Genomic DNA, 22,074 nt, shown 5'->3' with positions numbered 1-22,074 from the left:
CTGCTCTTTCTTTCCGATATCGCAAGAAGAACAGCCCTTCGACACGCTCAGGGCGAATGGGGGTAGACCGCAGTCAGCCCGCGCCGTTGATCTGCTGGATCAGCGCACGGTGCGGCGGCAGGTCGAGCGTGGCGCGCTCGCCGAAATTGCGGATGCGGGCAAAGGTCTTCTCCGCCGCGCCGACATTGGGGAAATCGCTCCGGCTCGGCGCCAGGTCCGTCCTGAACTCCATGCCGTACAAGATGTACTGGTAATTGAAGAAGGCGAAGGATTCGAGGTCGAGCGTGAAGTCGAACCGGCCCGGGGGCCGGTGCCGCCACTGGTCGAGCATCTCTGCGAGGCGCTCGGGGATCGAGGCGGGGTCGGCATTGTCGCGCCAGAACGGTTCGCTGCGCTGGCTCAGGCAATAATGCAGCTTCAGGAAATTGACGATATTGTCGTAGCGCGCGGCCATCAACTCGTTGAAGCGCCGCGCCGGCGCATCGATCGGGCCGTTGTGCGGGAACATCTCGGCGATCATGCCGATCGCTGCCTCGATCACCAGCACCCCGGTCGATTCGAGCGGCTCGAGGAAACCGCCCGACAGGCCGACGGCGACGCAGTTCTTCACCCATTGCCGCTCGCGATAGCCGGGCTCGAACAGGATGCGGCGCGGCACGACCTCCTCCGCGCCCGGCCCGATATAGTCGCGCAGGATCTCGGCGGCGCGATCGTCGGACATATGGTCGCTCGAATAGACGCAGCCGATGCCGCGCGCACCATTCAGCCCGATATCCCAGGTCCAGCCGGCCTCATGCGCCGCGGCGATGGTATAGCTCTCGATCGGTGCGTCGGGCCGTTCATAGGGAATCTTGCAGGCGAGCGCCCGGTCGGTGAACAGGATCGACCGGACCGATTTGAACGGGACCTTCAGCGCCCGTCCGATCAGCTCGGCACGGAACCCCGTACAATCGATATAGAGATCGGCGTCGAGCCGGCCCTGTTCGGCGGTGACGACATGGTCGATCGCGCCGGCCGCATCGATCTCGACATGGTTGAGCAGGCCCTGGAGGTGCACCACGCCAAGCTCGCGCGCCCGTTCGGCCAGGATCTTCGCCAGCATCGTCGCGTCGAAATGATAGGCATAGCTGAGCGGCCCCGAGAAATCGCCCTCGCCCGGCCCCTTGGGCCCGCGCTTGGCCTCGGCCACGCGATTCTGGATCGTCATCGCCTCGGCGAAGGGCCGGCGCGTCTTTTCGTCCTGCAACAGCCAGTAAGGCACGAGGCTCACGCCCTCGACATGGAAGGGCGCCTCGAACGGGTGGAAGAAATGGCTGTGCTCGCCGTCCCGGGGCGTGCGCACCCAGTCGACGAAACGGATGCCCTGTTTGAAGGTCGCCGAGGTCTCGCGGATGAAGCGGCTTTCGTCGATGCCGATGAACTGGAGCGTGCTGCGGATGGTGGGGAAGGTCCCCTCGCCCACGCCGATGATGCCGATCTCGGGCGATTCGAGCAGCCTTATCTCGAGCCGTTCATTGCCGGACAGCTCCAGGAACTTGGCGAGATAGGCCGCCGTCATCCATCCGGCCGTACCGCCGCCGACGATCAGGATACTGCGTTTCCGGTTCATGCCGCCTTCCTGCCCCATGATCATGCCCTGACGAACAGGTTTTTGAGCCAGAGCGGCCCAGACTTCGCTGCCTGGCGCCAGTCACCATCCTCCTCCGCCGCCTCCGCGGTATAGGCCCAGGGATTGAGCAGCTTGACCCGGCCCGCCTTGAACGCGCCCGGATGGCGCGTCGCCAGGGTCAGACCATGTTCGATGGCGGTCGCGGCGAGCAGGCCGTCACGCGCATCGGCATAAGGCAGTTGCGCGCGCCGCCGCACCACGGCGGTATCGACCGGCAGGATCCGCCCGTCGAACGCGCCAAGCACCTGGTTGTTGATCCACTGGCGGAGCGCCGCTCCGGCGACCTTGTCCCGCTGCGCCGTGCGCGCGACGCCGCTATCCAACTCGAGCAGGGTCAGCGCCGAGATGAACAGACTCTGTCGGGCGAGCCCCGTTGCCCAGCTTGCGAAGCGCGGGTCGCTCTGGCCGGCGCGCGCGTTGCGCAGCTCGAAGACCACGCCGGTGTCGAGCAGATACATCAGCCGATCCCCTCATGCCGGCTCCACGCGTCATGCGCGCTGCCCGCCAGGTCGATGTCGGGCAGGCCCGGCATCGCCAGCAGGTCGACGATCGTCTCGGTCTGGCCGGTAAGCTGGCGAAACGCGTCGATGCTCATCAGCACATGGGTCGGCTTACCGCGATCGGTGACGAACACCGGTTCGAGTCGCGCGGCCCGCTTCGCAGCGGTCACATCCTGGTTGAAATCTCGGCTTGAGACGAGCTTCATCGTGCCGATTCCTGTATCTACATCGCTACAATGTTCACGCTAACTTGTAGGCACATTACTACTCTGTGGCGACTTCGCAACAACTGGGACGCTCCGACCGGAAAAATGACAGCGTGAGGCATGGCGGACGCATTTTCCGGTTGCGCACCGTACCGGATTTCGCCCCCATCATGAGCAGGCAACAGGAATTGCCGCGGGGACGAGCCCGGATTTAGGAGGGGAAGTACATGGCTGACGGAGTCATCGACAGCATCTGGTCTACTGTGGGCGGCATCTTGTCAGCCCATGGCCCGGCAACGCCGGCCGCGGCCGCAAGCTATACACCAGGCGATTTCAGCGTTCACTTCTTCCTGCAGCTGGCGGTCATCCTGCTGGCCTGCCGCGTGGTCGGCTGGGCCGGCAAGAAGTTCCTCGGCCAACCCCAGGTCGTCGGCGAGATGATCGCCGGCGTGATTCTCGGGCCGTCACTGATCGGCCTGCTTTTCCCGGGCCTGCAAGGCGCGATCTTCCCCAAGGAAACCCGCAACGTCCTCTATGCCGGGTCGCAGCTCGGCGTCGGGCTCTACATGTTCCTGGTCGGCACCACGCTGCAGCTCGACAAGTTCAAATCCAAGGCGAAGAGCGCCATGGGCGTATCCTTCGCCGGGATCGGCGCACCATTCCTGATCGCGTTCCTGATCACGCCCTTCCTGCTCACCGTGCCCGGCCTGTTCGCGAAGGACATCTCGACCTTCAACGCCACGCTGTTCATGGGCGCCTGCATTGCGCTGACTGCCTTTCCGATGCTGGCGCGGATCATCAACGAACGCGGCCTCGCCGACACCTCGCTCGGCACGCTGTCGCTGACCGCCGGCGCGTTCGACGATGCCTGTTCCTGGTGCGTGCTGGCGATCGTACTGGCGACCTTCGGCGGCGGGCCGGGCGTGGCCGTGCTCGCGATCGGCGGGGGTCTCGCCTATGCCGCCTTCATCATCCTGTTCGGCCAGCGCCTGCTGGCGCCGCTCGGCCGCGCGGTCGAACGCGCCGGGGAGATGAGCGTGACCGTGCTCGCCATCACCCTGATGCTGTTCTGCCTCTCCGCCTTCCTGATGGATGCGATCGGCATCCATGCGATCTTCGGCGGCTTCATCCTCGGCGTCGTCATGCCGCGCGGATTGTTCGTCGAGGAGCTCAAGAAGAAGGTGGAGCCGCTCGCCGTCGTGCTGCTGCTGCCGATGTTCTTCACCTATTCGGGCCTCAACACCCGGCTGGACATGGTCAACTCCCCTACCCTGCTGCTGATCGCACTCGGCATCCTGATCGCCTCGATCCTCGCCAAGGGCGGCGCCTGCTATCTCGCGGCGCGGCTGGCCGGGGAAGACAACCGGACTTCGCTCGGCATTGGCGCGCTGATGAACTCGCGCGGGCTGATGGAACTGATCATCATCAATATCGGCCTGCAAAAGGGCATTATCGGCCCGACGCTGTTCTCGATGCTGGTGCTGATGGCGATCGTCACGACGATGATGGCCGGCCCCCTGTTCGAGCTGGTCTATGGCCGCCAGGCGCGCGCCTCCGGTGAGCTCGGCGCGATAGACGGCGGGCTCGTCGCCAAGCCGGCCTGACCCTTGCCTCCCCTGGAGCGGGCGGCCCACCCCGCCCGCTCCATTTTTTCGAGTTCAAGGATTTGCTCATGAGCAAGACGATGGCGCGGGTCCTCGGACTCGCGGCGCTGGGAACATGCGCTCAGGCCGCCCATGCCCAGGATGTGACGCTGAAGCCGCTGATCGACGCGCGCCTCCGCTACGAACATGTCGACCAGGACGGCATCGCCGATACAGCCGACGCCGCCACCTTGCGCGTTCGCAGCGGCGTCCAGGCGAGCACCGGCCCCTGGTCGGCCTTGGTCGAGAGCGAAGCGACGATCGGGATTTCCAACCGCTATAATGACGGACTGAACGGCCGGCCGCTGCCGCTGGTCGCCGATCCGCAGAATATCGAGATCAATCGCGCCCAGCTCCGCTACGCCGCGCACAAGGCGAGCATCACCGCCGGACGCCAGGTGCTCGACCTCGCCGACCAGCGCTTCGTCGGACCCGCGCCATGGCGCCAGAACGAGCAGACCTTCGACGCGGTGCGGGTGACCTGGGCGGGCATTGCCCGGCTCAGCGTCGACGCCAGCTATGCCTGGAGCGTGCGCACCGTGAACGGGATCGACGGCACGGGCGCTCGTCCCACGGCGGTTCCCGGCAGCAACTGGTTCGGCCTGGTCAGTTACACGGCGCCGATCGGCACGCTCACCGGGTTCGCCTATCTCGTCGATCAGGATCTGGCGGCGGTGCAGGGCTTCCGCCTGTCGAGCCAGAGCTACGGCGTGCGCTTCGCCGGCAGCCGGCCGATCGGCGCGGGATGGAAGATCGGCTATATCGCCAGCGCCGCGCGGCAAAGCGACTATCGCCGCAACCCGAACAACTATGCCGCCAGCTATTATCTCGCCGAGGCCAATCTCAGCGGCAAGGTGATCGCAGCAACGGCGGGCTATGAAGTGCTGGGCGCCGATCATGGTACCGCACTGACCAGCTTCCAGACGCCGCTCGCCTCGCTGTTCCGTTTCCAGGGCTGGGCCGGCAAGTTCGGCACCACGCCGCCCAACGGCATCCGCGATCTCTACGGGACGCTCGGCGCCAACTGGAAGACAAAAGGCCCGATCAGCGGCGTCGGTCTCGGCGCGACCTGGCACCATTTCGACAGCGACCGGCTGTCGCAACATTATGGCGACGAGCTCGACCTGCTTGCCCAGGCAAGGCTGAAACGCTTCACCGTCGCGGCGCGACTCGCCCGCTACAAGGCCGACCGGTTCCAGACCGACACGACCAAAGGCTTTCTGTCGGTGGAGTGGGTGCTTTAAGCCGCTTCGACCGCGATCAGCGCCTCGACATATTTCGCGTCATTGGCGTGGAACAGCGTGCTCGCGGGGAATTCGCGCTCGATCAGCTTCAGCTCGTTGAGCCCGGCGAGCTTGAACGTGCCGATCTTCTCCTCGCGCGGCGGCTTGCCGTCCTTTTCGACCGCCACGGCGTCGATGAACAGGTCGCCGTGCTTCGTGTAGATCACGTGCGGCGCAAGCGTCATGGTGACGCGGTTGTAGGTCGCGACCACGCAACGCTTGCGCACGATCGCCTCGAAAATGGTCGGGACCGGGCCTGCGGGGGCCGCCTTGTCGCTTTCGATGGGTAGCTTCATGACATAGCCATACAATAATATGCTGCATCGCAGCAAGCACAGATCGATGAACTGAGTGTTTCCATTTTTTGGAACCCCGGCAATCGCCCACCCGTTCGGACGCGGCAACATCAAGGAAATCGCCATGCCCGATACGCAGGACATCACCGCCAAGTTCTGGAAAGCGCTCCGCTCCGACATGACCCTGATGCTGGGTCTCGACGGCGTCGAGGACGGCCATGCCCAGCCGATGACCGCGCAGCTGGACGGTAACGAGGATCACGGCCCGATCTGGTTCTTCACCTCGAAGGAGGCCGATCTGACCAAGGAACTGCGCGAGGGCCAGGGCAGTCGCGCGCTCGCTCATTTCGCCTCCAAGGGGCATGATCTGTTCGCCAGCATCCATGGCAGCCTGTCGCTGTCCGACGACCGCGCCGTGATCGACCGGTTGTGGAATCCGTTCGTCGCCGCCTGGTTCGAAGGCGGCAAGGACGATCCCAAGCTCCAGCTTCTGCGCCTCGACCCCGAGCGCGCGCAGATCTGGCTCAACGGCTCCAGCCTGTTCGCCGGGGTGAAGATGCTGCTCGGCCGGGATCCGAAGCAGGATTATAAGGACAAGGTCGCCGAAGTCTCGCTGGCCTGAGAAACGCGTTACCGGGGCGGCGCACCGGCACCGCCCCGGTTCCAAAAAATTTCCCACACCTGCCGATTTTGTCGCATAGGCCGCGTGTGACGACTCCGCCCTCACCTCCCGCGGACACCGGCGGCACCGGTGTGTTGGGCCTGTTTCGCCGCAAACAGGAACCCGACAAGCACAATAGCGGCGACGGCCTTCCCCTGCCGCGCCGCTACGTCGCCATTGCCGCCATGTCGTTCGGCTCCGCGCTGGTCATCATCGATGGCGGCGTCGCCAATGTCGCGCTGCCGACCATCGCTCGCGACCTCGGCGTCGGGCAAAGCGCGATCGTCTCGGTCGTCACCGTCTATCAGGTGATGCTGGTGATGCTGCTGCTGCCCTTTGCGGGTCTCGGCGAACGCATCGGGCTGAAGACCGCCTATCAGGCCGGGCAGGCGATCTTCACCATTGCCACGATCCTCTGTTTCTTCGCCAAGAGCCTGCCCTTCCTGCTCATCGTGCGCGCCGCCCAGGCGATCGGCGCGGCGGGCGTGCTGAGCGTCTCCTCGGCGCTGATCCGCCAGATCTACCCGTCGAACCAGCTTGGTCGCGGGCTCGGCATCAACTCGGTGGTCGTGACCAGTTCGGCGGCGATCGCGCCCACGATCGGCGGCCTGATCCTGTCGGTCGCGCCCTGGCCCTGGGTATTCGCCAGTGCCGTGCCCTTCGCGCTCGCCAGCCTTGCGCTCGGCCGCGCCATCCCCAATCCGCGCGCGCGCCACGCGACGTTCGACATATTCGGCGCGGTGCTCTGCGCGGCAATGTTCGGGCTGATCATCGGCGGGCTGGAAAGCATGGTGCATGGCGACAGCCCGGTCGTCTCGGCGGCGATCGTCCTGGTCGGCGTGCTGGTCGGCATCTATTTCGTCCGGCGCGAACGCGGCGAGCCCAACCCGATCCTGCCGATCGACCTGCTGGTCCGCCCGGTGCTTGCTTTGTCGGCGATCGGCGGCTTCATTGCTTTCACCGCCTCGATGACCCTGCTCATCTCGACGCCCTTCCGCCTCCACGCGCTCGGCTTCAGCGCAGCGGCGATCGGCGCCGCGATCGCGCCCTGGCCGCTGACCAACATGATCGTCGCACCGGCTTCGGGCTTCCTGTCGGACCGTGTGCCCGCGGGCATCCTGGGCGGCATCGGCATGAGTATCTCGATCGTCGCATTGCTGCTCCTCGCCTTCATGCCGGCGGACCCGAGCCTGTTCGATGTCGCATGGCGGATGGCGCTGTGCGGGTCCGGCTTCGGCACCTATCTGCCGCCCAACGCCAGACTGCTGGTCGGCTCGGCCCCGCGCGAGCGCGCTGCCGCTGCCGGCGGCCTGGTGTCGACCGTACGCCTTGCCGGCCAGACCACGGGCGCGACACTGGTCGCGGCACTGCTTGCGCTCGGCATCGGCGAGGGCCGCATCCCGCCGATGGTGTCCGCCGGCCTCGCGATCATCGCCGGCCTGTGCAGCATCGCCCGCCTCCGCCCCTCGATCCGCAACCCGCGCCCCGAAGAGGCCGAAAACGTCCAGCCCGAGGCGCAGAACCGCTAGGGGCTGGCCAGCACCACACCCTCTCCGTTCGTTTCGAGCGAAGTCGAGAAACGTGGCTTGGCGCTCGATCGATGTTTCTCGATTTCGCTCGAAACGAACGGGGTAGTGGTGGCGATCTACGGCTTAGCCGCAGTCTTCTCGTTCGCGAGATAGTTGGCGCTGATCGTCGCATGCGCCGTCGCGACGGGTAGCAGCGTCGGGTAGAATTGCACGAAGGTCGAATCGACCGCCGCATTGGCCTGATGGCAGGCATAGCAGCTCGCATCATAGCCGATCATCGCTGCGGGCTTGGTGCCGTCGAAGCCGAAAAAGCCCCAGCCGCCCTTGAAGCGCTTGCGGTCATGGACATGCACTTCCACCGCCAGCGGCGCGCCCGACTGAAAGGCGCCGCTCCTGTTGATCGATCCTTTCGAGGTGCTGCCGCGAATCTCCAGCACCAGCACCGTTCCCTCGGGCCAGTGCCCGGTCTTCAGGAATGCGGCATGCGCCTCCGGATTGACGAAGACATTGTCGAACGGCCCCTCGGGCGAGGCGGCATTGGCCGAGGCGTTGTAACTCATCGCATGGCCCGAAGTGACAAAGGTCCAGCTGCGATATTCGGCCGGAAACAGCATCTCGCCCTTGTCGTTATAGTGCGCCGCCGCCGCTGCCTCGGGCGCCTTGGCCGGCGCTACCGACATGGCGAACAGCGCCGCCGCGCCCGCTGGAACCAGATATCGCCCGAACCCCATAAAACCCCTCGCTTTCAGACGGGAAGCCATAGGGCGCGGCCGGCCCCGCGAGGATGTCGACTATCCTGCCGTTCCGGACATGCGCCGCCGGTCGCGCGTCACCTCGGGCGGCTCGCCATGCGCGCGGGCATAAGCGCGGCCGAACGCGTCGGGACTGCGATAGCCGGCGAGCCGCGCGACCTCTCCCACCGGCACCGCATCGGCGCTGAGCATGTCGCGCGCCGCCGCGAGGCGCAGCCGTGTCACCAGCGCGCCGGGGCTCTCGCCCAACCCCTCGCGGAACATGCGCGACAATTGCCGCTCTCCGATTGCCGCGCGTTCCGCCAGCGCCGGCAACGACAGGTCGGCCTCCAGATTGGCGCCGATCCACGCTATCAGATCGGCCAGCCGGCGCGGGGCGCGCGCCTGGGCGCGGAGCGGCTCGGAGAATTGCGCCTGCGGACCGGCGCGCATGCTCGGCACGACCATCTCGTGCCCGACCGACAGCGCCAGGGTCGGCCCCAGGTCAGCGCGGACCATCGCCAGCGCAAGATCGATGCCGGCACAGACTCCGCCCGAGGTGAAGCAGGGTCCGTCCTCCACATAGATGCAGTCGCTCTGCATCCGGATCGCGGGAAAGCGCCGCTGCACGTCAGCGATGAAGCGCCAATGCGTCGTCGCCCGCCGCCCGTCGAGCACGCCGGTCGCCGCCAGCCCATAGACTCCAGTGCAGACCGACGCGATCCGGCGGGTCGTTTGGAGCCGCGGCCTGAGCCATCCGGCGACGGCGGCGCTGATCTCCGGTTCCCGCAGGCCGACCCCGCCCGGGACGATGATCGTGTCGTACGCGCCGCCTTCCGCGAAGCCGCGATCGGGCAGGATGCGCATGCCCGCCTCCGTCGTGACCGGATCGAGCGTGGCGGCGACGATCTCGACGCCATAGGCCGCGCGGGCCGGATCAATGGCCGTCGCGGTGGCGAACACTTCCAGCGGCCCGGCAATGTCGAAGCCGTTGACCCGGTCATAGGCGAGCAGGCCTACCCGCCAGCGAACGGGCGAGCCCGCCCCGCTCAAAACACCGCTTTCCCGTCGCCGCCCATCATCGCCTTGCGCACCAGCGGGATCGGCGGGCCGCCAAAGCTCAGGAACTGGTCGTGGAACGCCTTCCACCCCTGCCGCCCGCCATGCGTCGCGGTCCAGTCGTCGCGCAGCTTGCGGATCATCAGCTTGCCCATCGTATAGTTGAGATAGGCCGGGTCATAGGTGCCGCGCGCCGCCTGCTGCCTCGCATTGCCCTCGTCCTGATAGCATTCGTCGCGGAACATCCGGTATGACTGTTCCTGCGTCATGCCGCGCGCGTGCAATCCGATCGCCGAGAGATAACGGCAATTGCGCAGCAACGCGTTGGACAGCTGGCCGACATGCGTTTCCGGGTCGCCATCATTGAGGCCCGCGTCCCACATCATTTCCTCGGCATAATGCGCCCAGCCCTCGGCATAGGCATAGCCGACGAACAGCCGCCCGAAGAGCGAGGGCGATTTGTTGGCATGGCGGAACTGCAGGAAATGCCCGGGCATCACTTCGTGCACCGAGGTGAACAGCAGGTCCATCTTGCCCGGCACGAACGAGTCCTGCACGGCCTTGGCCCAGGCCGGATCAGGCGGAGAGATGTAATAGACCGAGGGGATGCCCTTTTCGAACGGTCCCGGCGGATCGATATAGGCGGAATTCTGCCGGTTATAGGGCGGGCTTTCCTCGACCAGTGCCTGTTCCGCGTCGGGGATCGAGACAATGTCCTTGGCGATCACGAATGCCTTGAGCTCGGGTATCTGCCGCCGCGCCTCGGCGACCGGGCCGCCCTCGGGCTTGTTGGCGTTCATCTTCGCCATGCAAGCCGGGATCGTCGCGCCTGGCGCGAACTTCGCGCAGGCGGCCGTGAGCGCGTCCTGGTTGCGCTTCAGGTCCGCCTTCCCCGCCGCCTCGAGCTGGTCGAGCGGCACGTCCACGCCCTCGGTCATCTTGACCATGCGGGAGAATTTGTCGGCGCCGAGCGCAAAGCCCTGCGTCGCGGTGGCGCGCTGCCCGTCGAGATAGCCGGCAAGGTCATGCATCGATTTGGCCGCGGCACCCGCCGCCTGGTCGAACTGGCCCTGCAGCTCGGGGCTCTGCACCCCGGCAAAGGCCTTTTTCGCGTCGCCCGTGTAATAATCGGCGAAACCGTTGAAGCCCGCCACGCCATAATCGATGAAGCTCAGCGGCATCGGCGTCTTCAGGTTCGCCTTGATGTTCGCCGCCGCGCCGGGAATCTGGCGCAGGAACTTGATCATCGCCTTCATGCGTGTCGGCGCATCGGCATAGTTGCGGGCGATATAGACGTTCGGGTCGAGCCCGGCGCCGATATACCAGGCCGGGTTGGTGTGCGGCTGGTCCGCATCGGTCAGCCAGAACAGCTTGCCCTCGGCGACATTCACCAGATAGTCGCGCTCGAACGCGTCCTGCTTGCTCAACTTGGCCGCGTCGAAGGCCGATGCCTTGATGATCGAGGCGCGCAGGAAATCGGCCTGGCGCTTCAGCCCGACCTCGCTCCAGTCGCCCAGCCCACCGTCGAAATCATGCCGCCCCTGATAGACCGCATTGGCCGGATCGAGCTTGAACCAGCCCTCAATGAACGCGTCGCGGAACGCCGGCCATTCGGTCGTCGGCAGCGCCAGTTCGGCATCGTTGGTGATGGGCTTGGTTTCAGACGGCCCGCATGCCGTGACCGCCAGCAAGGCCGCCCCGGCGAGCAATATCCTGCGCATACCCGTTCCTCTTGATTCGTCTTGTCGCGCGATGCTGGCAGGTTGAATCGAGGGGCGCCAGCCCGGCGCAAGGCCGCCCACAGCGCGGTGGGGCTATTTGTCCAGGTCGACGATCATGTCGTCGGGATGCACCACGTTGAGCTTCTTGCGCGCCAGCTCGTCGACCATGTCCGGATCGGCATGGCGTGGATCGAGCAAGGCGACGCGGTTCTTCAGCTCGGCGCGCTGCTTCTCCAACACGGCGAGGTCGCTCTGGCGCTTGTCGAGCTGGCGCTGGATGTCGCCGTACGCGAGCGCGCCGTTCGGACCCATGATCGCATAGCCACCGAAAAACGCGCCCACGATCAGCAACGCAGCCGGCGGACCGGCGCGGTGGAGCATGGTGCGGAAGGTGGAACGCTTGGCCATCCCGCGATTCTCGCAGGTCGCGACTCGTGGATCAAGCAGGAATTTTACCTGTTCAAGATAAATCGAGCACGACATCGCGCCGACGAGTCAGCTGCGCAGAATCGAGCGCCCCGCATAGACCGCCGCCTCGTCCAGTTCCTCCTCGATGCGGATGAGCTGGTTGTACTTGGCGAGCCGGTCCGACCGCGCGAGGCTGCCGGTCTTGATCTGCCCGCAATTGGTTGCGACGGCCAGGTCGGCGATCGTCGCATCCTCGGTCTCGCCCGAACGATGCGACATGACCGCGGTGTAGCCGGCACGCTGGGCCATCGACACGGCCTCGAGAGTCTCGGTCAGGGTACCAATCTGGTTGACCTTCACCAGCAGCGAATTGGCGAGGCCGTCCTTGATGCCCTGCTTCAGCCGCTTTGGGTTGGTCACGAACAGATCGTCGCCGACCAGCTGGACCTTGTCGCCGATCAGGTCGGTCAGCGCCTTCCAACCCACGAAATCATCCTCGGCCATGCCGTCTTCGATCGAGAAGATCGGATAACGGCGCGTCAGGTCGGCGAGATATTCGGCCATCTCGTGGCTGGACAGGATCTTGCCCTCGCCCGAGATGTCGTACTTGCCGTTCTTGAAGAACTCGGTCGCGGCGCAGTCGAGCGCCAGCATCACGTCGTCGCCCGGCTTGTAGCCCGCCTTCTCGATCGAGCTCATGATGAAATCGAGCGCGTCGCTGGTCGAGGCGATGTTCGGAGCGAAACCGCCCTCGTCGCCGACCGAGGTCGCCAGGCCCTTGTCGTGCAGGCCCTTCTTCAGCGTGTGGAAGATTTCCGAACCGCAGCGCACCGCTTCGGCGATCGACGAAGCGCCGACCGGCACGACCATGAATTCCTGGAAATCGATCGGGTTGTCGGCATGCTCGCCGCCATTGATGATGTTCATCATCGGCACCGGCAGCACATGCGAGGAAACGCCGCCGACGTAGCGGTACAACGGCAGGCCCCGCGCATCGGCCGCCGCCTTGGCCACCGCGAGGCTGACGCCCAGGATCGCGTTCGCGCCGATCCGGCTCTTGTTCTCGGTGCCGTCGAGATCGATCATCACCCGGTCGACATCGGCCTGATCCTCAGCCTCGAGGCCGAGCACCGCGTCGGCGATCTCGGTGTTGACCGCTTCGACCGCCTTCAGCACGCCCTTGCCGAGATAGACGCTTTTGTCGCCGTCGCGCAGTTCGACCGCTTCATGCGCGCCGGTCGACGCGCCCGAGGGAACGGCGGCGCGACCGAAGGAACCGTCATCGAGCAACACGTCGACTTCCACGGTCGGGTTGCCCCGGCTGTCGAGGATTTGGCGCGCGTGGATGTCGATGATTGCGGTCACGTTATGATCCTTCTAACGATTGATGCCCCAGACAGACGGGCGTGCCTCTATCGGCTATCATCGGCGGCGGCAATTCGTCTCGTTCGATGGAACCGCGGACTGCGCTGGCCGGTTGACGATGGACAAGCGAGGAAAGGGCGACAGCATGGCTGACGAAACTCCCAAGGCCCCCAAACCGGCCAAACCGGTGAAGAAGGCCGCGACCACCGCGACACCGCGGAAAGCGGCTGCCGCCACGACCTCGCCTGCCGCGACAACCGCAAAGCCGGCCCCCAAGCCGGCCAAGCCGAAGAAAGGCCCGACCGTGGAAACCACCGCAGACACCGCCACCCCACGCTTCAAGGCCGAGACCAAGGCCGCGACGCAGACGCTGAAGGACAGCGCCTCCAAGCTCACCAAGGACGCCGGCGACAAGGCCCGCGCCTATGCCGAGGACGGCAAGGCCCGTGCGGGCGGCGTGCTCGACGAACTGGCCAAGATGATGACCGAGGCCGCCGGCACCGTCGACGAGAAGGTTGGCCCGCAATATGGCCAATATGCCCGCAGCGCCGCCGACGCCGTCTCGGGCTTTTCGGAATCGATCAAGCAGAAGAATCTCGACGACCTGATCGACGATGCGCGCGGCTTCGTGAAGAAGAGCCCGGCCGTGGCGATCGGCACCGCCGCGGCGATCGGTTTCGTGCTGGTGCGCTTGATCAAGTCGGGCCTCGACGCGGCCGACCGCGACGACGCCTGATCCGACAGGAACCGGGGGGAACATGGCCGAGCAACCGCCGGAAGAGCATGACAGCAACAGCATTGCGGCCCTGTTCTCGCGCCTGATCGACGACGCCGAACGCTTCGTGCGCGCGGAGATCAGGCTGTATCGCGCCCAGTTCCTCAGCCGCGTCGGCGAGGCGCGCACCGCGATCATCCTCGGCGTGGTAGCGTTGCTGCTGGCCCAGTCGGCGATGATCGCGACGGTGCTCGGCCTGTTGCTGATCCTGCGGCGTCCGCTGGGCGAGGTCGGGGCGACGATCCTGGTCGTGCTGCTCTCGCTCGGGGTCGCCGCCCTGCTTGTCCGCCTCGCCATCGCCAAGGTTCGCAAGATCACCGATATGTCGGACAAGCCCGAATGAGCCCGCCTAAAAACCTGCCCGAGGCAATCGACGACGCTACCGACCTGCCAGCGGCGAAGCGGCGGGCCGAGGCGGCGCGCGCTCGCCTGGCCGGGACGCTCGTCGACCTCCAGGCCCGGCTCAACCCGAAGGCGCTTGCCCGCGAGGCCATGGGAGAGTTGAAGGAGGCGGCGCAGGAAATCGGGCGGGACGGTCTGGAAAGCCTCAAGCGCCACCCCCTCACCCTCGCGGGGGGCGCCGCGGCGGTCGGCCTGCTCCTTGCCCGCGGGCCGATCAAGCATCTCATCGAGGTCTATCTCGATGAAACTCCCGAGCGTCCCGCGAGTTTGAAACCCAAACGGGCGCCTGCCCGACGGAAAGGATCCTCCGAATGAACGCCCCCACCACCGAAAAGCCCGCAACCCCGAAGGCCACGCCGCGCAGCACCGCCGAAAAGGCGCTGGAGACCACGCGTGACACCGCGCGCGAGGCCGTGCGCCGCACCGCCGAGGGGATCGAAGCCAATCCGCTCGCCGTTCTGGTCGGCGGCGTCGCGATCGGCGTGCTCGCCGGCGCGGTGATCCCGCGCACCGAGCAGGAGGGCAAGCTGCTCGGCCCGGTCGGCAAGCGCATCACCGACACGGCTGCCGGCGCGGCTCAGGCAGCGAAGGAAGCGGGCAAGGCGGAACTCGACGCGCTCGGCCTCAACAAGGCGGCAGCGCGCGACCAGGTCGGCAAGCTGCTCGACGGCGTGGTCAAGGCGCTGTCCAGCGCCGGTTCGGCCGCCGCCGCCAAAGCGTCCAGCAAGTAACAAAAAGCCGCGCTGGATGGTTCACCTCGCGGAATTCACGCTCTAAGGACGGGTGACTCCTCCCTTGGGAAGCCCGATCCATGAGCAAACTCCACCTGGTCTTCGGCGGCCGCGTCAAGGACCCCCGCCATCTCGATTTCGACGATCTCGATTCGATCGAGGTCGTCGGCATCTATCCCGATTATGCCAGCGCCGAGAAAGCCTGGCGCTCCGCCGCGCAGCGCACGGTCGACGATGCCGAGATGAAGTTCGTGGTGGTGCATCTCCACCGCCTGCTCCAGCCTGACGTGCTGGAAACGCCCAAGGCCTAATCCTTCGCCGCGAAAACGCCGTAGCGCTCGCGCCACGCCCCCACTTCGTCTTCAAGATGCGCGGGCGCGGCTTCTCCCGATAGCACGAGGCTGGCGACGTCGTTGTCCGGGTGCATCAGCATCTTCCTCGACCCGTCGCTGAACCAGACCGGGACCAGTTGATCGCACAGGCTGTCGAGGATCGTCGCCGCCATGCCGGTCTCGATCGCTTCACTGCCGGCGAGCGCGCGGACGTTGATCGATACGCCTTCGAAGCAGTTGCGCGGCTTCTTCTCGAAATTGAGCGACACGAGAACGCCTGACCGGTCCGGCCGGGCCTCGTCGGGCATCGCCGCGACCCGGCGCCAGGCGCAGAACCAAGTCCGGCAGATAGGCGGCCGCACCGCATGGATGCCGCATCCGCGCGCCGTCAGATAAGTGCAGGGCGTTCCCGCCGGCTTGCTGAAATCGGGCGTATCGACGGTGAGCACGGTGCAGCACGCCGTGCACGCCCCGCATACGCGATCGGCGAGGACCGGCCCCAGCAACATGGTCTCCAAGTCTGTCTCGCTGTCCATCCGGGGCCAATACAGGCGTCGCGGTCGCCGCGCCATCGGCCTCGGTTCGTCGCACGCCGCGCTCGAACCGACCGCCGGGACAGAGACTCTCCCGGCCCTGTTCATCTGGGAGACAGCTTCACCCGAACACGCAAGGGCCGTCGGGGGGCAAAGTAGAGGAGATTGCTCAATGCGTGTCATTCCCCAAAGGGCAGGCGTGCCTTTCCTGGCTGCCGCTCTGGCCGTGTCCGTGTCGGGCGCCGTGTCCGCGCAGGATCAGCAGCCGCAGCAGGACCAGCAGCAGCAGAGCGCGCCCGAGTCTAACGTCGTCGTCTATGGCACCCCGCCCGCGATGACCGCCGGGCCCGAGGTCAAGGGCGTCATCACCGCGCGCAATGGCGACAAGATGAAAGTCAGGACCGCCGACGGTAGCGCCGTGGTCATCGCCGTCACCGATTCCACCCGCATCAAGGGCGGCGGCGGGCTGTTCGGCGGTGGCGGCAAGCTCGGCGCAGATGCGCTGCTCAACGGCATGCCGGTCACCGTCAAGACCTTGCAGGCGGACGGCCAGCCAGGCGCCGAGCTGGTCGCGAGCCAGGTCAGCTTCCGCAAGAACGACCTCAAGACCGCGACGATGATCCGCAACGCGACGGACCAGCGCTTCGATGAACAGACCGCAGCAACCGAGTCGCTGCGCGGCCGCCTCGGCGATATCGACAAATATAACATCAAGGGCACCACCAACGTGCACTTCGATACCGGCAAGTCGGAACTCTCCGCTGAGGACAGGGCTCAGCTCTGCTCGACGGCCACCACGGCCGAGGCAACCGAAAACGCCCTGATCCTGGTGGTCGGCTACACCGATTCGACCGGCAGCGACGATATCAACCAGGCACTCAGCGAAAAGCGCGCCAACCGGGTCATCAATTACCTCCAGCAGAAATGCGGCTGGAAACCCTATCGCATGCTCACCCCCACCGGCATGGCCACGGCCGACCCGCTGGCGAGCAACGACACCGAAGAAGGCAAGGCGCAGAACCGCCGCGTCGCGGTCAATATCCTGGTCAGCAAAAGCGTCGACGTGATGTGAAGGGCGCGGGAGCAGCTCCGGAACGTGCCCAATGGCGCTTTCTAAGCTGAATTGATCCACCTCCCCGTTCCGGCTGAGCGGCGAACGGGGAGGTTATCCATCAGGCCGGGAGCGGCACCCCGCTCCCGGCCTGATGTCCGATCAGGTGAGCCGTCATTCCCGCGCCAGTGGCGCAAGGAACACCCGCTCATAGCTCCTTAACGGCGGCTCGGCGAAGCGTTCGATGACGGACGCAGCCTCGGGATCGAGCGGAACCTGTGTGCGATAGTTGTTGTAGCTTTCCTCATCGGGAAACCCGTACAGCGCGATCGCCACATCCTCGGCGCCGGGCTGTCCCTTGCCCGGAAAACTGATCGTCGCATCGCCCGGCGCCGCCCGCGGCATGAAAAAGCCGTAATGGACCCCGCCATGCCGTTCGATCAACCGGGTCCAGGCCCGGCCATAGTCCTCGAACGCCTCCAGCCTGTCCGGATCGAGCCGGTACCGGATCTCGCAAAACACCGGCTTGGCCTTCATCTTAATCCCCTTACGCAGCGTCACGCATAGGGCGTACCCGCCATCGCCGCGACCAGCCCCACACTCCCCCGGTCGACGACCGAGAGAAAGGCGTCATTCGCTGCCCCCCCATCCCCCGTCCGGCGATAGGTCCCATGCGCCTCGAGAAATGCCACCGTCCAGGTCGCCAGCAACAGGCCGGCCGCCAGACGCGCGTCGCCATCGGCCTCCCGTCCGACGCTCTCGGCCAGCGCCGCCGCGACCACGCCGGCCAGCTCGTCGCGGATCGCCCGCGCCCTCGCCTTCAGCGTGTCGCTCGCCTCGATCGTCGCGATGAAGCGCTGGCTGATCGCGGAGAACTCCACGAACGGCCGCCCTTCCGCCACCAGCCGATGCGCGAGCAGGCGCAGGCTCTCGATCGGCGGAACCCCCGGATCGCGATCCCGCAACGCCTCGCGCAGGACCGCGCGGCCCTCATCGTCGCGGTCGAAGAACATGTCCTCCTTGCGCGGAAAATGATTGAACACGGTCATGCGCCCGACATCCGCGGCGCCGGCGATCTCGTCGATCGTCACCGCGTCGAAGCCGCGCTCCAGGAACAGGCAGGTGGCGGCGTCCGAGATCGCCTGCCGCGTGGCGAGGCGCTTGCGCGATCGGCGGTCGGTCGGCGTTGACAGGTCGCTCATTCACTCCCACCTATTATGTATCGAGTATATATTGGGATTGAGTATATGGAAACGCCCTATGATGTCGTCGTGGTCGGCGCGGGTCCGGTCGGCCTCCTTGCCGCGATCGAGCTGACCCTTGGCGGCGCCAGCGTGCTTGTATTGGAACGGCTGACCGAACCGAGCAAGGTGCTGAAGGCCGGCGGCATCGGCGCGCTCGGCATCGAGGCACTCCGGCGGCGCGGCATGGCCTCGGCGATCGACGCCGCGCAGGCCCGCGCCTTCGCCGCGATGGCGCGGCCGACGGGCCATGGCCAGGCGGCGCCGCGCGGTCCCGGGGGCCGCTATAGCGGCCATTTCGCCGGCCTGATGCTGATCCGACGCAATGCGCAGGTCGAGCCGGACCGGCTCGGCAGCCCGATCGACCAGCAAAATATCGAAGCGATGCTGAGTGAGCGCGCCGGCGCGCTCGGGATCGAGGTCCGCCGCGGATGCGAGGTCCACCGCCTGACGCAGCGGCCCGACGGGATCGATGTCGACTGGAGCTCGGAGACCGGTAACGGCCAGGTCCGCTGCTCATGGCTCCTCGGCTGCGACGGCGGCCGCAGCGCCGTCCGCAAGCTGTCGGGCTTCGCCTTTCCCGGCTGCGACCCGACGATGACGATGTACCAGGCCATCGCCGCGGTGGATCATCCCGAACGGCTTGCCGCCCATGGCTTCCACTACACGTCCGGCGGCATGTACATGTCCTTCGCCGGCCGCCTGGTCATGCTGGATTTCAGCGGCCCGCCCGAAGCCCGCGACGCGCCGATCACCCGCGACGCGTTCGAACAGGTGCTGCGCCGGGTCAGCGGCGCGGACGTGCGCGTGACGGCGTTCGAAAATGCCAGCCGCTGGACCGACAATACGCGCCTCGTCGACACCTACCGCGACGGCCGGATACTGCTCGCCGGCGACGCCGCGCATATTCATTCGCCCTTTGGCGGCCAGGGCCTGAGCCTCGGGCTCGCCGATGCCGCGAACCTCGGCTGGAAGCTGGCCGCGGTGGTTCGCGGGACGATGCCGGAAAGCCTGATCGACACCTATCAGGCCGAGCGGCGGCCGGTCGCCGAAGCCGTGCTGGCCAACACCCTCGCCCAGGCCGCGATCATGCGGCCCGACCCGCAAGCGGCCGCGATGCGCGCCATCGTCGCGACGCTGATGGAGGGCGACGAGGCCAACCGCTTCATCGGCGGGATGATGAGCGGGCTGGCCAACCGCTACGATCTCGGCTCGGAGCATGACGCGGTCGGGCGGCTCATCGGCGACCGGCCAGTCGGCGGCGGGTCGCTCTACGACCTCATGCAGGACGGAATGGGCGTGTTCCTCGACGCCTCGCCGGACGGGTCGGCCTCCAGGCTCGTTTCAGCCGCCACGCAACGGGTGTGCTGTGCGACGGTCGATACGGGGCCCTCGATGCTGATCCGCCCCGATGCGTGCGTCGCCTGGGCCGGCGAGAAGGATAGCGTGCTCGGCCTGGAACAGGCGCTGGATCGTTGGTGCGTGCCGGCATAGGCTGGGTGCATGGCAGCCGTTGGGCTTAGCCCGTCAGACTCTTGGCGAATGCCTGCCATGCGGGCATCGCGTTCAGCGCGATGCGGATCAGCTGAGTCGCCAGGAAGAACCCGCCGCCCCAGATCGTCGCGGGATGCAAGGTGCCGCGCGTCCTGACATCATAGACCACCAGCGCCGCCAGCAGGATGTCGGTAAGGATCATCCCGCCGAACGCCGGGCTCAGCCCGATATGCGTGAAGCGCGTCACCCGGGCGAGCGGCGTGGTCAGGATCGCCAATGTACCCAGGAGCATCAACCGCTTGTGCCAGGTAGATCGCTTGCGCATCGTCACGCCCGCGCCGACCAGCACCGCGAAGGTGAGGATCGCCCCCAGGGGAAAGACCAGAGGCGGCCCCTGCGGCGGCAGGTGATGAACCGCCGCGACGTGCTTGGTGATGATCGCGGTCGCGATACCCAACGGGACCATGACGACGGCGAGCACGACCGCAACCGGCCCGACGAGCCGATGCATGTCGGTGCGCCCCGCCGAGATCAGCGCGGTCTGCGCGACATAGAGCAATATCCATGCGGTGAAGACGAGACCGTGAAGATGCAGCAGGGCCGATAGCGGCTTGGCATGGAACGCCGGCGCGAGATAATAGCTTGGCGCGAAGCCAACGAACGTGGCTACGGCGATAACGATCGCCATGGCTGCGAAGAATCGACGCTCGCCCACCGGCTTCCCGCGTCCCACCTTTGTTGGTGTAGCCACACTTGCTCCTATTGAGGGACGGCGACCCTTCATCCGGTCGTTGCGTGAACCATGCCGCGGCGGCACCGTGTGGGGCGCTCTTCATCTGGGTAGGAAATGGGAAAATCGCCATGCGGTCCGCGGTTGCCAAGCCCACAGCGATGAGTTTGAAGATGCACATCTTGCGCAATGTTGCCGAGGCCGGTCGACGCGCTTCAGCCCGGTCGCGGCAAAGAAAATTGGCGCCGTTCCCAAATGCGACCAGTCGTCATCCGTATCAAAAATTTACGAGACGATGTCGAATATCGATCCGCTCATTCGTCGTTCCGATGCCACTCGATGGGAGCGGTGGTCCGACGGCACGCCGGCAGCGACGGCGGCAATGCAGTCGTCACGTGGGAGAAACGAGGCTGTGCGGAGGTTATGCGCGTCGCGCCAAAAAGCCCCGCCCAGCAATCAGGTGCCGAAACTCGGCCGACAGCGAAAGGACATCGCATGACAAAAGTTTCGGGCAATCAGCCTGCCACCACAAGAGAGTCAGAACTCCTCGTTGCCATGACGGGCAAAGCCAGTTCGGCCAAGGCCGCAGAAGGGGACAAGCCGGTGTTCGCCTATATCGCCAGTCTACCGCAGCCGCACCGCGCTATCGCCGAGCGTGTCGACGAACTCGCCATGCAGGCAGTGCCTGACCTCAAGCGCGCGGTGAAATGGGGCATGGCCTATTATGGTGTGCCTGACGGCTGGTGCTTCTCGTCCGGCGCCTTTGTCGGCCATGTGAAGCTGATGTTCATTCGGGGCACCGAGCTAAGCCCCGAGCCTCCGGTAACGCCTGTCGGAATGGGCAAGGCCACGCGCGGCGTCGAGCTGGCATCGACGGATGAGCTGGACGAAGCCCAGCTACTGTCATGGATGTCGCAAGCTGCGCTGAAGCCGCTTGCTACGGGGAAAAAGCCGAAATCAGGCTGACGGCCCGTGGCTGGGCGTTTGGTGATGTTGTGAAGGCGCTCAGACCGGCGATTTGCGATCGACATGGTCGCGGGCGGCAATCGCGACGCCATCATCGCTCCCGACTTCAGTGCGTTTTACGAGCGGATTGGGGTTGAGGCAGAGGGCAGTCTAACGTCCTCCCTTAAGCCTTACGATAAGCCCAGGCCAGCATCGGCCGTGCCAGCGCCACGCCCGCCAGCAGCCCCCCGATCGGCTCGACGATCGTCACCGATACCGCGAAGCTTTGCGACAGCACGGCAAAGGCGATCTGGATCGCCATCCAGATGCCGGCAAGGATCGCGATCTGGGTCAGCCGGCTATGGTGCCGCGCGATCGGGATGGCGCTCGGCACGCCGTACAGCATGAAATAGGCGCCGATCACCGCGAACACCGATGCGTCGGCCCCGGCGCTGGCCAGCGCCGATCCGGGCGTCAGGATCAGCCGCGCGAGCGCGCCGCCATAGGCGCCCGCGACGAAGATAACGCCCAGCCCGACCGGCCGGATCGCCTTTTCGACATAGCGACCGGCGATCAGCAGGAAGACCAGGTTGAAGATCGCCGAGATGAAATCGCGCGCCAGAAAGGCGGAGGCGAGCGGCGACAGCCAGGACCGGATAGGGTCGTTGCTCCACCCGCCCGCCAGGAAATCACCCGGGGTGAAGCCGAACCAGATCGCGGCGGCGTCCAGGCCGAACACCGCCGTGGCGAGCAAGACGGTAAAGACCGA

26 protein-coding genes are annotated in these 22,074 nt (G+C 66.1%); 12 read left to right on the top strand and 14 right to left on the bottom strand.

Annotation, left to right across the window (positions count from 1 at the left end; all coding sequences use genetic code 11):
• Positions 1-73 precede the first annotated feature (73 nt).
• The 3 genes from ACZ1I5_RS06635 to ACZ1I5_RS06625 are packed head-to-tail and all read right to left on the bottom strand — an operon-like array spanning position 74 to position 2,375.
• The gene (locus ACZ1I5_RS06635) at positions 74-1,609 is read right to left on the bottom strand and encodes a tryptophan halogenase family protein (RefSeq protein ID WP_465172915.1); all 1,536 of its coding nucleotides are present in this window, start codon (positions 1,607-1,609) and stop codon (positions 74-76) included.
• 20 nt (positions 1,610-1,629) lie between these two features.
• Positions 1,630-2,127 (bottom strand): PIN domain-containing protein, encoded by a 498-nt coding sequence (locus ACZ1I5_RS06630; RefSeq protein ID WP_465172914.1) that lies wholly within the window; start codon positions 2,125-2,127, stop codon positions 1,630-1,632.
• The gene (locus tag ACZ1I5_RS06625; RefSeq protein ID WP_465172913.1) at positions 2,127-2,375 is read right to left on the bottom strand and encodes a type II toxin-antitoxin system Phd/YefM family antitoxin; all 249 of its coding nucleotides are present in this window, start codon (positions 2,373-2,375) and stop codon (positions 2,127-2,129) included. The genes ACZ1I5_RS06630 and ACZ1I5_RS06625 overlap by 1 nt, the downstream gene beginning before the upstream one ends.
• A 227-nt stretch (positions 2,376-2,602) precedes the next feature.
• On the opposite strand from ACZ1I5_RS06625, the gene ACZ1I5_RS06620 reads away from it, so the two are divergent.
• Both ACZ1I5_RS06620 and ACZ1I5_RS06615 read left to right on the top strand, forming a co-directional pair.
• The gene (locus ACZ1I5_RS06620) at positions 2,603-3,979 is read left to right on the top strand and encodes a cation:proton antiporter (protein ID WP_465172912.1); all 1,377 of its coding nucleotides are present in this window, start codon (positions 2,603-2,605) and stop codon (positions 3,977-3,979) included.
• A 68-nt stretch (positions 3,980-4,047) separates the two neighbouring features.
• Positions 4,048-5,262, top strand: a complete 1,215-nt coding sequence (locus ACZ1I5_RS06615; protein WP_465172911.1) for a hypothetical protein — start codon at positions 4,048-4,050, stop codon at positions 5,260-5,262.
• Here ACZ1I5_RS06615 and ACZ1I5_RS06610 read toward each other — a convergent pair.
• Positions 5,259-5,597: a hypothetical protein gene (locus ACZ1I5_RS06610; RefSeq protein WP_465172910.1), complete on the bottom strand. Its 339-nt coding sequence runs from the start codon at positions 5,595-5,597 to the stop codon at positions 5,259-5,261. The two genes, ACZ1I5_RS06615 and ACZ1I5_RS06610, sit on opposite strands and share 4 nt — an antisense overlap.
• Before the next feature lie 124 nt (positions 5,598-5,721).
• Between ACZ1I5_RS06610 and ACZ1I5_RS06605 the strand changes: the two genes are divergently transcribed.
• Both ACZ1I5_RS06605 and ACZ1I5_RS06600 read left to right on the top strand, forming a co-directional pair.
• Positions 5,722-6,219, top strand: a complete 498-nt coding sequence (locus tag ACZ1I5_RS06605) for a pyridoxamine 5'-phosphate oxidase family protein (RefSeq protein WP_465172909.1) — start codon at positions 5,722-5,724, stop codon at positions 6,217-6,219.
• A gap of 224 nt (positions 6,220-6,443) precedes the next feature.
• A complete protein-coding gene (locus tag ACZ1I5_RS06600; RefSeq protein ID WP_465173909.1) occupies positions 6,444-7,787 on the top strand; it encodes an MFS transporter in 1,344 nt (447 codons plus the stop codon).
• Between the two features lie 116 nt (positions 7,788-7,903).
• Here the strand turns inward: ACZ1I5_RS06600 and ACZ1I5_RS06595 are convergent, their stop codons facing one another.
• From ACZ1I5_RS06595 to eno, 5 genes are all read right to left on the bottom strand, one after another.
• Positions 7,904-8,518, bottom strand: coding sequence for a cytochrome P460 family protein (locus ACZ1I5_RS06595; RefSeq protein WP_465172908.1), 615 nt, complete (start codon positions 8,516-8,518; stop codon positions 7,904-7,906).
• A 60-nt stretch (positions 8,519-8,578) separates the two neighbouring features.
• The gene (locus tag ACZ1I5_RS06590) at positions 8,579-9,571 is read right to left on the bottom strand and encodes a GlxA family transcriptional regulator (protein WP_465172907.1); all 993 of its coding nucleotides are present in this window, start codon (positions 9,569-9,571) and stop codon (positions 8,579-8,581) included.
• Complete coding sequence (locus ACZ1I5_RS06585; RefSeq protein WP_465172906.1) at positions 9,568-11,298, bottom strand: DUF885 domain-containing protein; 1,731 nt, start codon at positions 11,296-11,298, stop codon at positions 9,568-9,570. Before ACZ1I5_RS06585 ends, ACZ1I5_RS06590 begins: the two co-directional genes overlap by 4 nt.
• Before the next feature lie 93 nt (positions 11,299-11,391).
• Positions 11,392-11,706, bottom strand: coding sequence for an FtsB family cell division protein (locus ACZ1I5_RS06580; RefSeq protein ID WP_465172905.1), 315 nt, complete (start codon positions 11,704-11,706; stop codon positions 11,392-11,394).
• An 87-nt stretch (positions 11,707-11,793) separates the two neighbouring features.
• On the bottom strand, positions 11,794-13,071 hold the full coding sequence (eno, locus tag ACZ1I5_RS06575) for a phosphopyruvate hydratase (RefSeq protein ID WP_465172904.1): 1,278 nt from the start codon (positions 13,069-13,071) through the stop codon (positions 11,794-11,796).
• A 145-nt stretch (positions 13,072-13,216) separates the two neighbouring features.
• Between eno and ACZ1I5_RS06570 the strand changes: the two genes are divergently transcribed.
• From ACZ1I5_RS06570 to ACZ1I5_RS06550, 5 genes are all read left to right on the top strand, one after another.
• Positions 13,217-13,807: a hypothetical protein gene (locus tag ACZ1I5_RS06570; RefSeq protein WP_465172903.1), complete on the top strand. Its 591-nt coding sequence runs from the start codon at positions 13,217-13,219 to the stop codon at positions 13,805-13,807.
• Positions 13,808-13,829: 22 nt separating this feature from the next.
• The gene (locus tag ACZ1I5_RS06565; protein ID WP_465172902.1) at positions 13,830-14,189 is read left to right on the top strand and encodes a phage holin family protein; all 360 of its coding nucleotides are present in this window, start codon (positions 13,830-13,832) and stop codon (positions 14,187-14,189) included.
• A complete protein-coding gene (locus tag ACZ1I5_RS06560; protein ID WP_465172901.1) occupies positions 14,186-14,563 on the top strand; it encodes a DUF3618 domain-containing protein in 378 nt (125 codons plus the stop codon). Before ACZ1I5_RS06565 ends, ACZ1I5_RS06560 begins: the two co-directional genes overlap by 4 nt.
• Positions 14,560-14,979 (top strand): hypothetical protein, encoded by a 420-nt coding sequence (locus tag ACZ1I5_RS06555; RefSeq protein WP_465172900.1) that lies wholly within the window; start codon positions 14,560-14,562, stop codon positions 14,977-14,979. The genes ACZ1I5_RS06560 and ACZ1I5_RS06555 overlap by 4 nt, the downstream gene beginning before the upstream one ends.
• Before the next feature lie 80 nt (positions 14,980-15,059).
• Positions 15,060-15,290, top strand: a complete 231-nt coding sequence (locus ACZ1I5_RS06550; protein ID WP_465172899.1) for a DUF4170 domain-containing protein — start codon at positions 15,060-15,062, stop codon at positions 15,288-15,290.
• Here the strand turns inward: ACZ1I5_RS06550 and ACZ1I5_RS06545 are convergent.
• Positions 15,287-15,847 (bottom strand): YkgJ family cysteine cluster protein, encoded by a 561-nt coding sequence (locus ACZ1I5_RS06545; RefSeq protein ID WP_465173908.1) that lies wholly within the window; start codon positions 15,845-15,847, stop codon positions 15,287-15,289. The two genes, ACZ1I5_RS06550 and ACZ1I5_RS06545, sit on opposite strands and share 4 nt — an antisense overlap.
• A gap of 169 nt (positions 15,848-16,016) precedes the next feature.
• Between ACZ1I5_RS06545 and ACZ1I5_RS06540 the strand changes: the two genes are divergently transcribed.
• Positions 16,017-16,916, top strand: coding sequence for an OmpA family protein (locus tag ACZ1I5_RS06540; protein ID WP_465172898.1), 900 nt, complete (start codon positions 16,017-16,019; stop codon positions 16,914-16,916).
• Positions 16,917-17,069: 153 nt separating this feature from the next.
• On the opposite strand, the gene ACZ1I5_RS06535 is transcribed toward ACZ1I5_RS06540, so the two are convergent.
• Both ACZ1I5_RS06535 and ACZ1I5_RS06530 read right to left on the bottom strand, forming a co-directional pair.
• Positions 17,070-17,432 (bottom strand): NIPSNAP family protein, encoded by a 363-nt coding sequence (locus ACZ1I5_RS06535; RefSeq protein ID WP_465172897.1) that lies wholly within the window; start codon positions 17,430-17,432, stop codon positions 17,070-17,072.
• Between the two features lie 20 nt (positions 17,433-17,452).
• Positions 17,453-18,097, bottom strand: coding sequence for a TetR/AcrR family transcriptional regulator (locus tag ACZ1I5_RS06530; protein WP_465172896.1), 645 nt, complete (start codon positions 18,095-18,097; stop codon positions 17,453-17,455).
• A gap of 45 nt (positions 18,098-18,142) precedes the next feature.
• Between ACZ1I5_RS06530 and ACZ1I5_RS06525 the strand changes: the two genes are divergently transcribed.
• Complete coding sequence (locus ACZ1I5_RS06525; RefSeq protein ID WP_465172895.1) at positions 18,143-19,630, top strand: FAD-dependent monooxygenase; 1,488 nt, start codon at positions 18,143-18,145, stop codon at positions 19,628-19,630.
• Between the two features lie 25 nt (positions 19,631-19,655).
• Here the strand turns inward: ACZ1I5_RS06525 and ACZ1I5_RS06520 are convergent, their stop codons facing one another.
• Positions 19,656-20,318 (bottom strand): hypothetical protein, encoded by a 663-nt coding sequence (locus ACZ1I5_RS06520; protein ID WP_465172894.1) that lies wholly within the window; start codon positions 20,316-20,318, stop codon positions 19,656-19,658.
• Positions 20,319-20,855: 537 nt separating this feature from the next.
• Between ACZ1I5_RS06520 and ACZ1I5_RS06515 the strand changes: the two genes are divergently transcribed.
• Positions 20,856-21,326, top strand: a complete 471-nt coding sequence (locus ACZ1I5_RS06515) for a DUF1801 domain-containing protein (RefSeq protein ID WP_465172893.1) — start codon at positions 20,856-20,858, stop codon at positions 21,324-21,326.
• Positions 21,327-21,489: 163 nt separating this feature from the next.
• On the opposite strand, the gene ACZ1I5_RS06510 is transcribed toward ACZ1I5_RS06515, so the two are convergent.
• Positions 21,490-22,059, bottom strand: coding sequence for a rhomboid family intramembrane serine protease (locus ACZ1I5_RS06510; protein ID WP_465172892.1), 570 nt, complete (start codon positions 22,057-22,059; stop codon positions 21,490-21,492).
• Positions 22,060-22,074: the final 15 nt, after the last annotated feature.

The sequence above is a fragment of the Sphingomonas sp. BL-S-30 genome, assembly GCF_055521475.1.
The sequence above is the reverse complement of the archived record's forward strand: the minus strand, read 5'-3'. Positions and strand labels throughout refer to the sequence as shown.

Excerpts from the sequence above, each read along its gene's own strand:
- ACZ1I5_RS06515 (WP_465172893.1), top strand. The coding sequence starts at position 20,856 with ATGACAAAAGTTTCGGGCAATCAGCCTGCCACCACAAGAGAGTCAGAA.
- ACZ1I5_RS06630 (WP_465172914.1), bottom strand. The coding sequence starts at position 2,127 with ATGTATCTGCTCGACACCGGCGTGGTCTTCGAGCTGCGCAACGCGCGC.
- ACZ1I5_RS06620 (WP_465172912.1), top strand. The coding sequence starts at position 2,603 with ATGGCTGACGGAGTCATCGACAGCATCTGGTCTACTGTGGGCGGCATC.
- ACZ1I5_RS06570 (WP_465172903.1), top strand. The coding sequence starts at position 13,217 with ATGGCTGACGAAACTCCCAAGGCCCCCAAACCGGCCAAACCGGTGAAG.
- ACZ1I5_RS06530 (WP_465172896.1), bottom strand. The coding sequence starts at position 18,097 with ATGAGCGACCTGTCAACGCCGACCGACCGCCGATCGCGCAAGCGCCTC.
- ACZ1I5_RS06535 (WP_465172897.1), bottom strand. The coding sequence starts at position 17,432 with ATGAAGGCCAAGCCGGTGTTTTGCGAGATCCGGTACCGGCTCGATCCG.
- ACZ1I5_RS06605 (WP_465172909.1), top strand. The coding sequence starts at position 5,722 with ATGCCCGATACGCAGGACATCACCGCCAAGTTCTGGAAAGCGCTCCGC.
- ACZ1I5_RS06585 (WP_465172906.1), bottom strand. The coding sequence starts at position 11,298 with ATGCGCAGGATATTGCTCGCCGGGGCGGCCTTGCTGGCGGTCACGGCA.
- ACZ1I5_RS06560 (WP_465172901.1), top strand. The coding sequence starts at position 14,186 with ATGAGCCCGCCTAAAAACCTGCCCGAGGCAATCGACGACGCTACCGAC.
- ACZ1I5_RS06525 (WP_465172895.1), top strand. The coding sequence starts at position 18,143 with ATGGAAACGCCCTATGATGTCGTCGTGGTCGGCGCGGGTCCGGTCGGC.
- ACZ1I5_RS06555 (WP_465172900.1), top strand. The coding sequence starts at position 14,560 with ATGAACGCCCCCACCACCGAAAAGCCCGCAACCCCGAAGGCCACGCCG.
- ACZ1I5_RS06600 (WP_465173909.1), top strand. The coding sequence starts at position 6,444 with ATGTCGTTCGGCTCCGCGCTGGTCATCATCGATGGCGGCGTCGCCAAT.
- ACZ1I5_RS06610 (WP_465172910.1), bottom strand. The coding sequence starts at position 5,597 with ATGAAGCTACCCATCGAAAGCGACAAGGCGGCCCCCGCAGGCCCGGTC.
- ACZ1I5_RS06615 (WP_465172911.1), top strand. The coding sequence starts at position 4,048 with ATGAGCAAGACGATGGCGCGGGTCCTCGGACTCGCGGCGCTGGGAACA.
- ACZ1I5_RS06550 (WP_465172899.1), top strand. The coding sequence starts at position 15,060 with ATGAGCAAACTCCACCTGGTCTTCGGCGGCCGCGTCAAGGACCCCCGC.
- ACZ1I5_RS06635 (WP_465172915.1), bottom strand. The coding sequence starts at position 1,609 with ATGAACCGGAAACGCAGTATCCTGATCGTCGGCGGCGGTACGGCCGGA.
- ACZ1I5_RS06520 (WP_465172894.1), bottom strand. The coding sequence starts at position 20,318 with ATGGCGATCGTTATCGCCGTAGCCACGTTCGTTGGCTTCGCGCCAAGC.
- ACZ1I5_RS06625 (WP_465172913.1), bottom strand. The coding sequence starts at position 2,375 with ATGAAGCTCGTCTCAAGCCGAGATTTCAACCAGGATGTGACCGCTGCG.
- ACZ1I5_RS06540 (WP_465172898.1), top strand. The coding sequence starts at position 16,017 with ATGCGTGTCATTCCCCAAAGGGCAGGCGTGCCTTTCCTGGCTGCCGCT.
- ACZ1I5_RS06595 (WP_465172908.1), bottom strand. The coding sequence starts at position 8,518 with ATGGGGTTCGGGCGATATCTGGTTCCAGCGGGCGCGGCGGCGCTGTTC.
- ACZ1I5_RS06545 (WP_465173908.1), bottom strand. The coding sequence starts at position 15,847 with ATGGACAGCGAGACAGACTTGGAGACCATGTTGCTGGGGCCGGTCCTC.
- ACZ1I5_RS06565 (WP_465172902.1), top strand. The coding sequence starts at position 13,830 with ATGGCCGAGCAACCGCCGGAAGAGCATGACAGCAACAGCATTGCGGCC.
- ACZ1I5_RS06580 (WP_465172905.1), bottom strand. The coding sequence starts at position 11,706 with ATGGCCAAGCGTTCCACCTTCCGCACCATGCTCCACCGCGCCGGTCCG.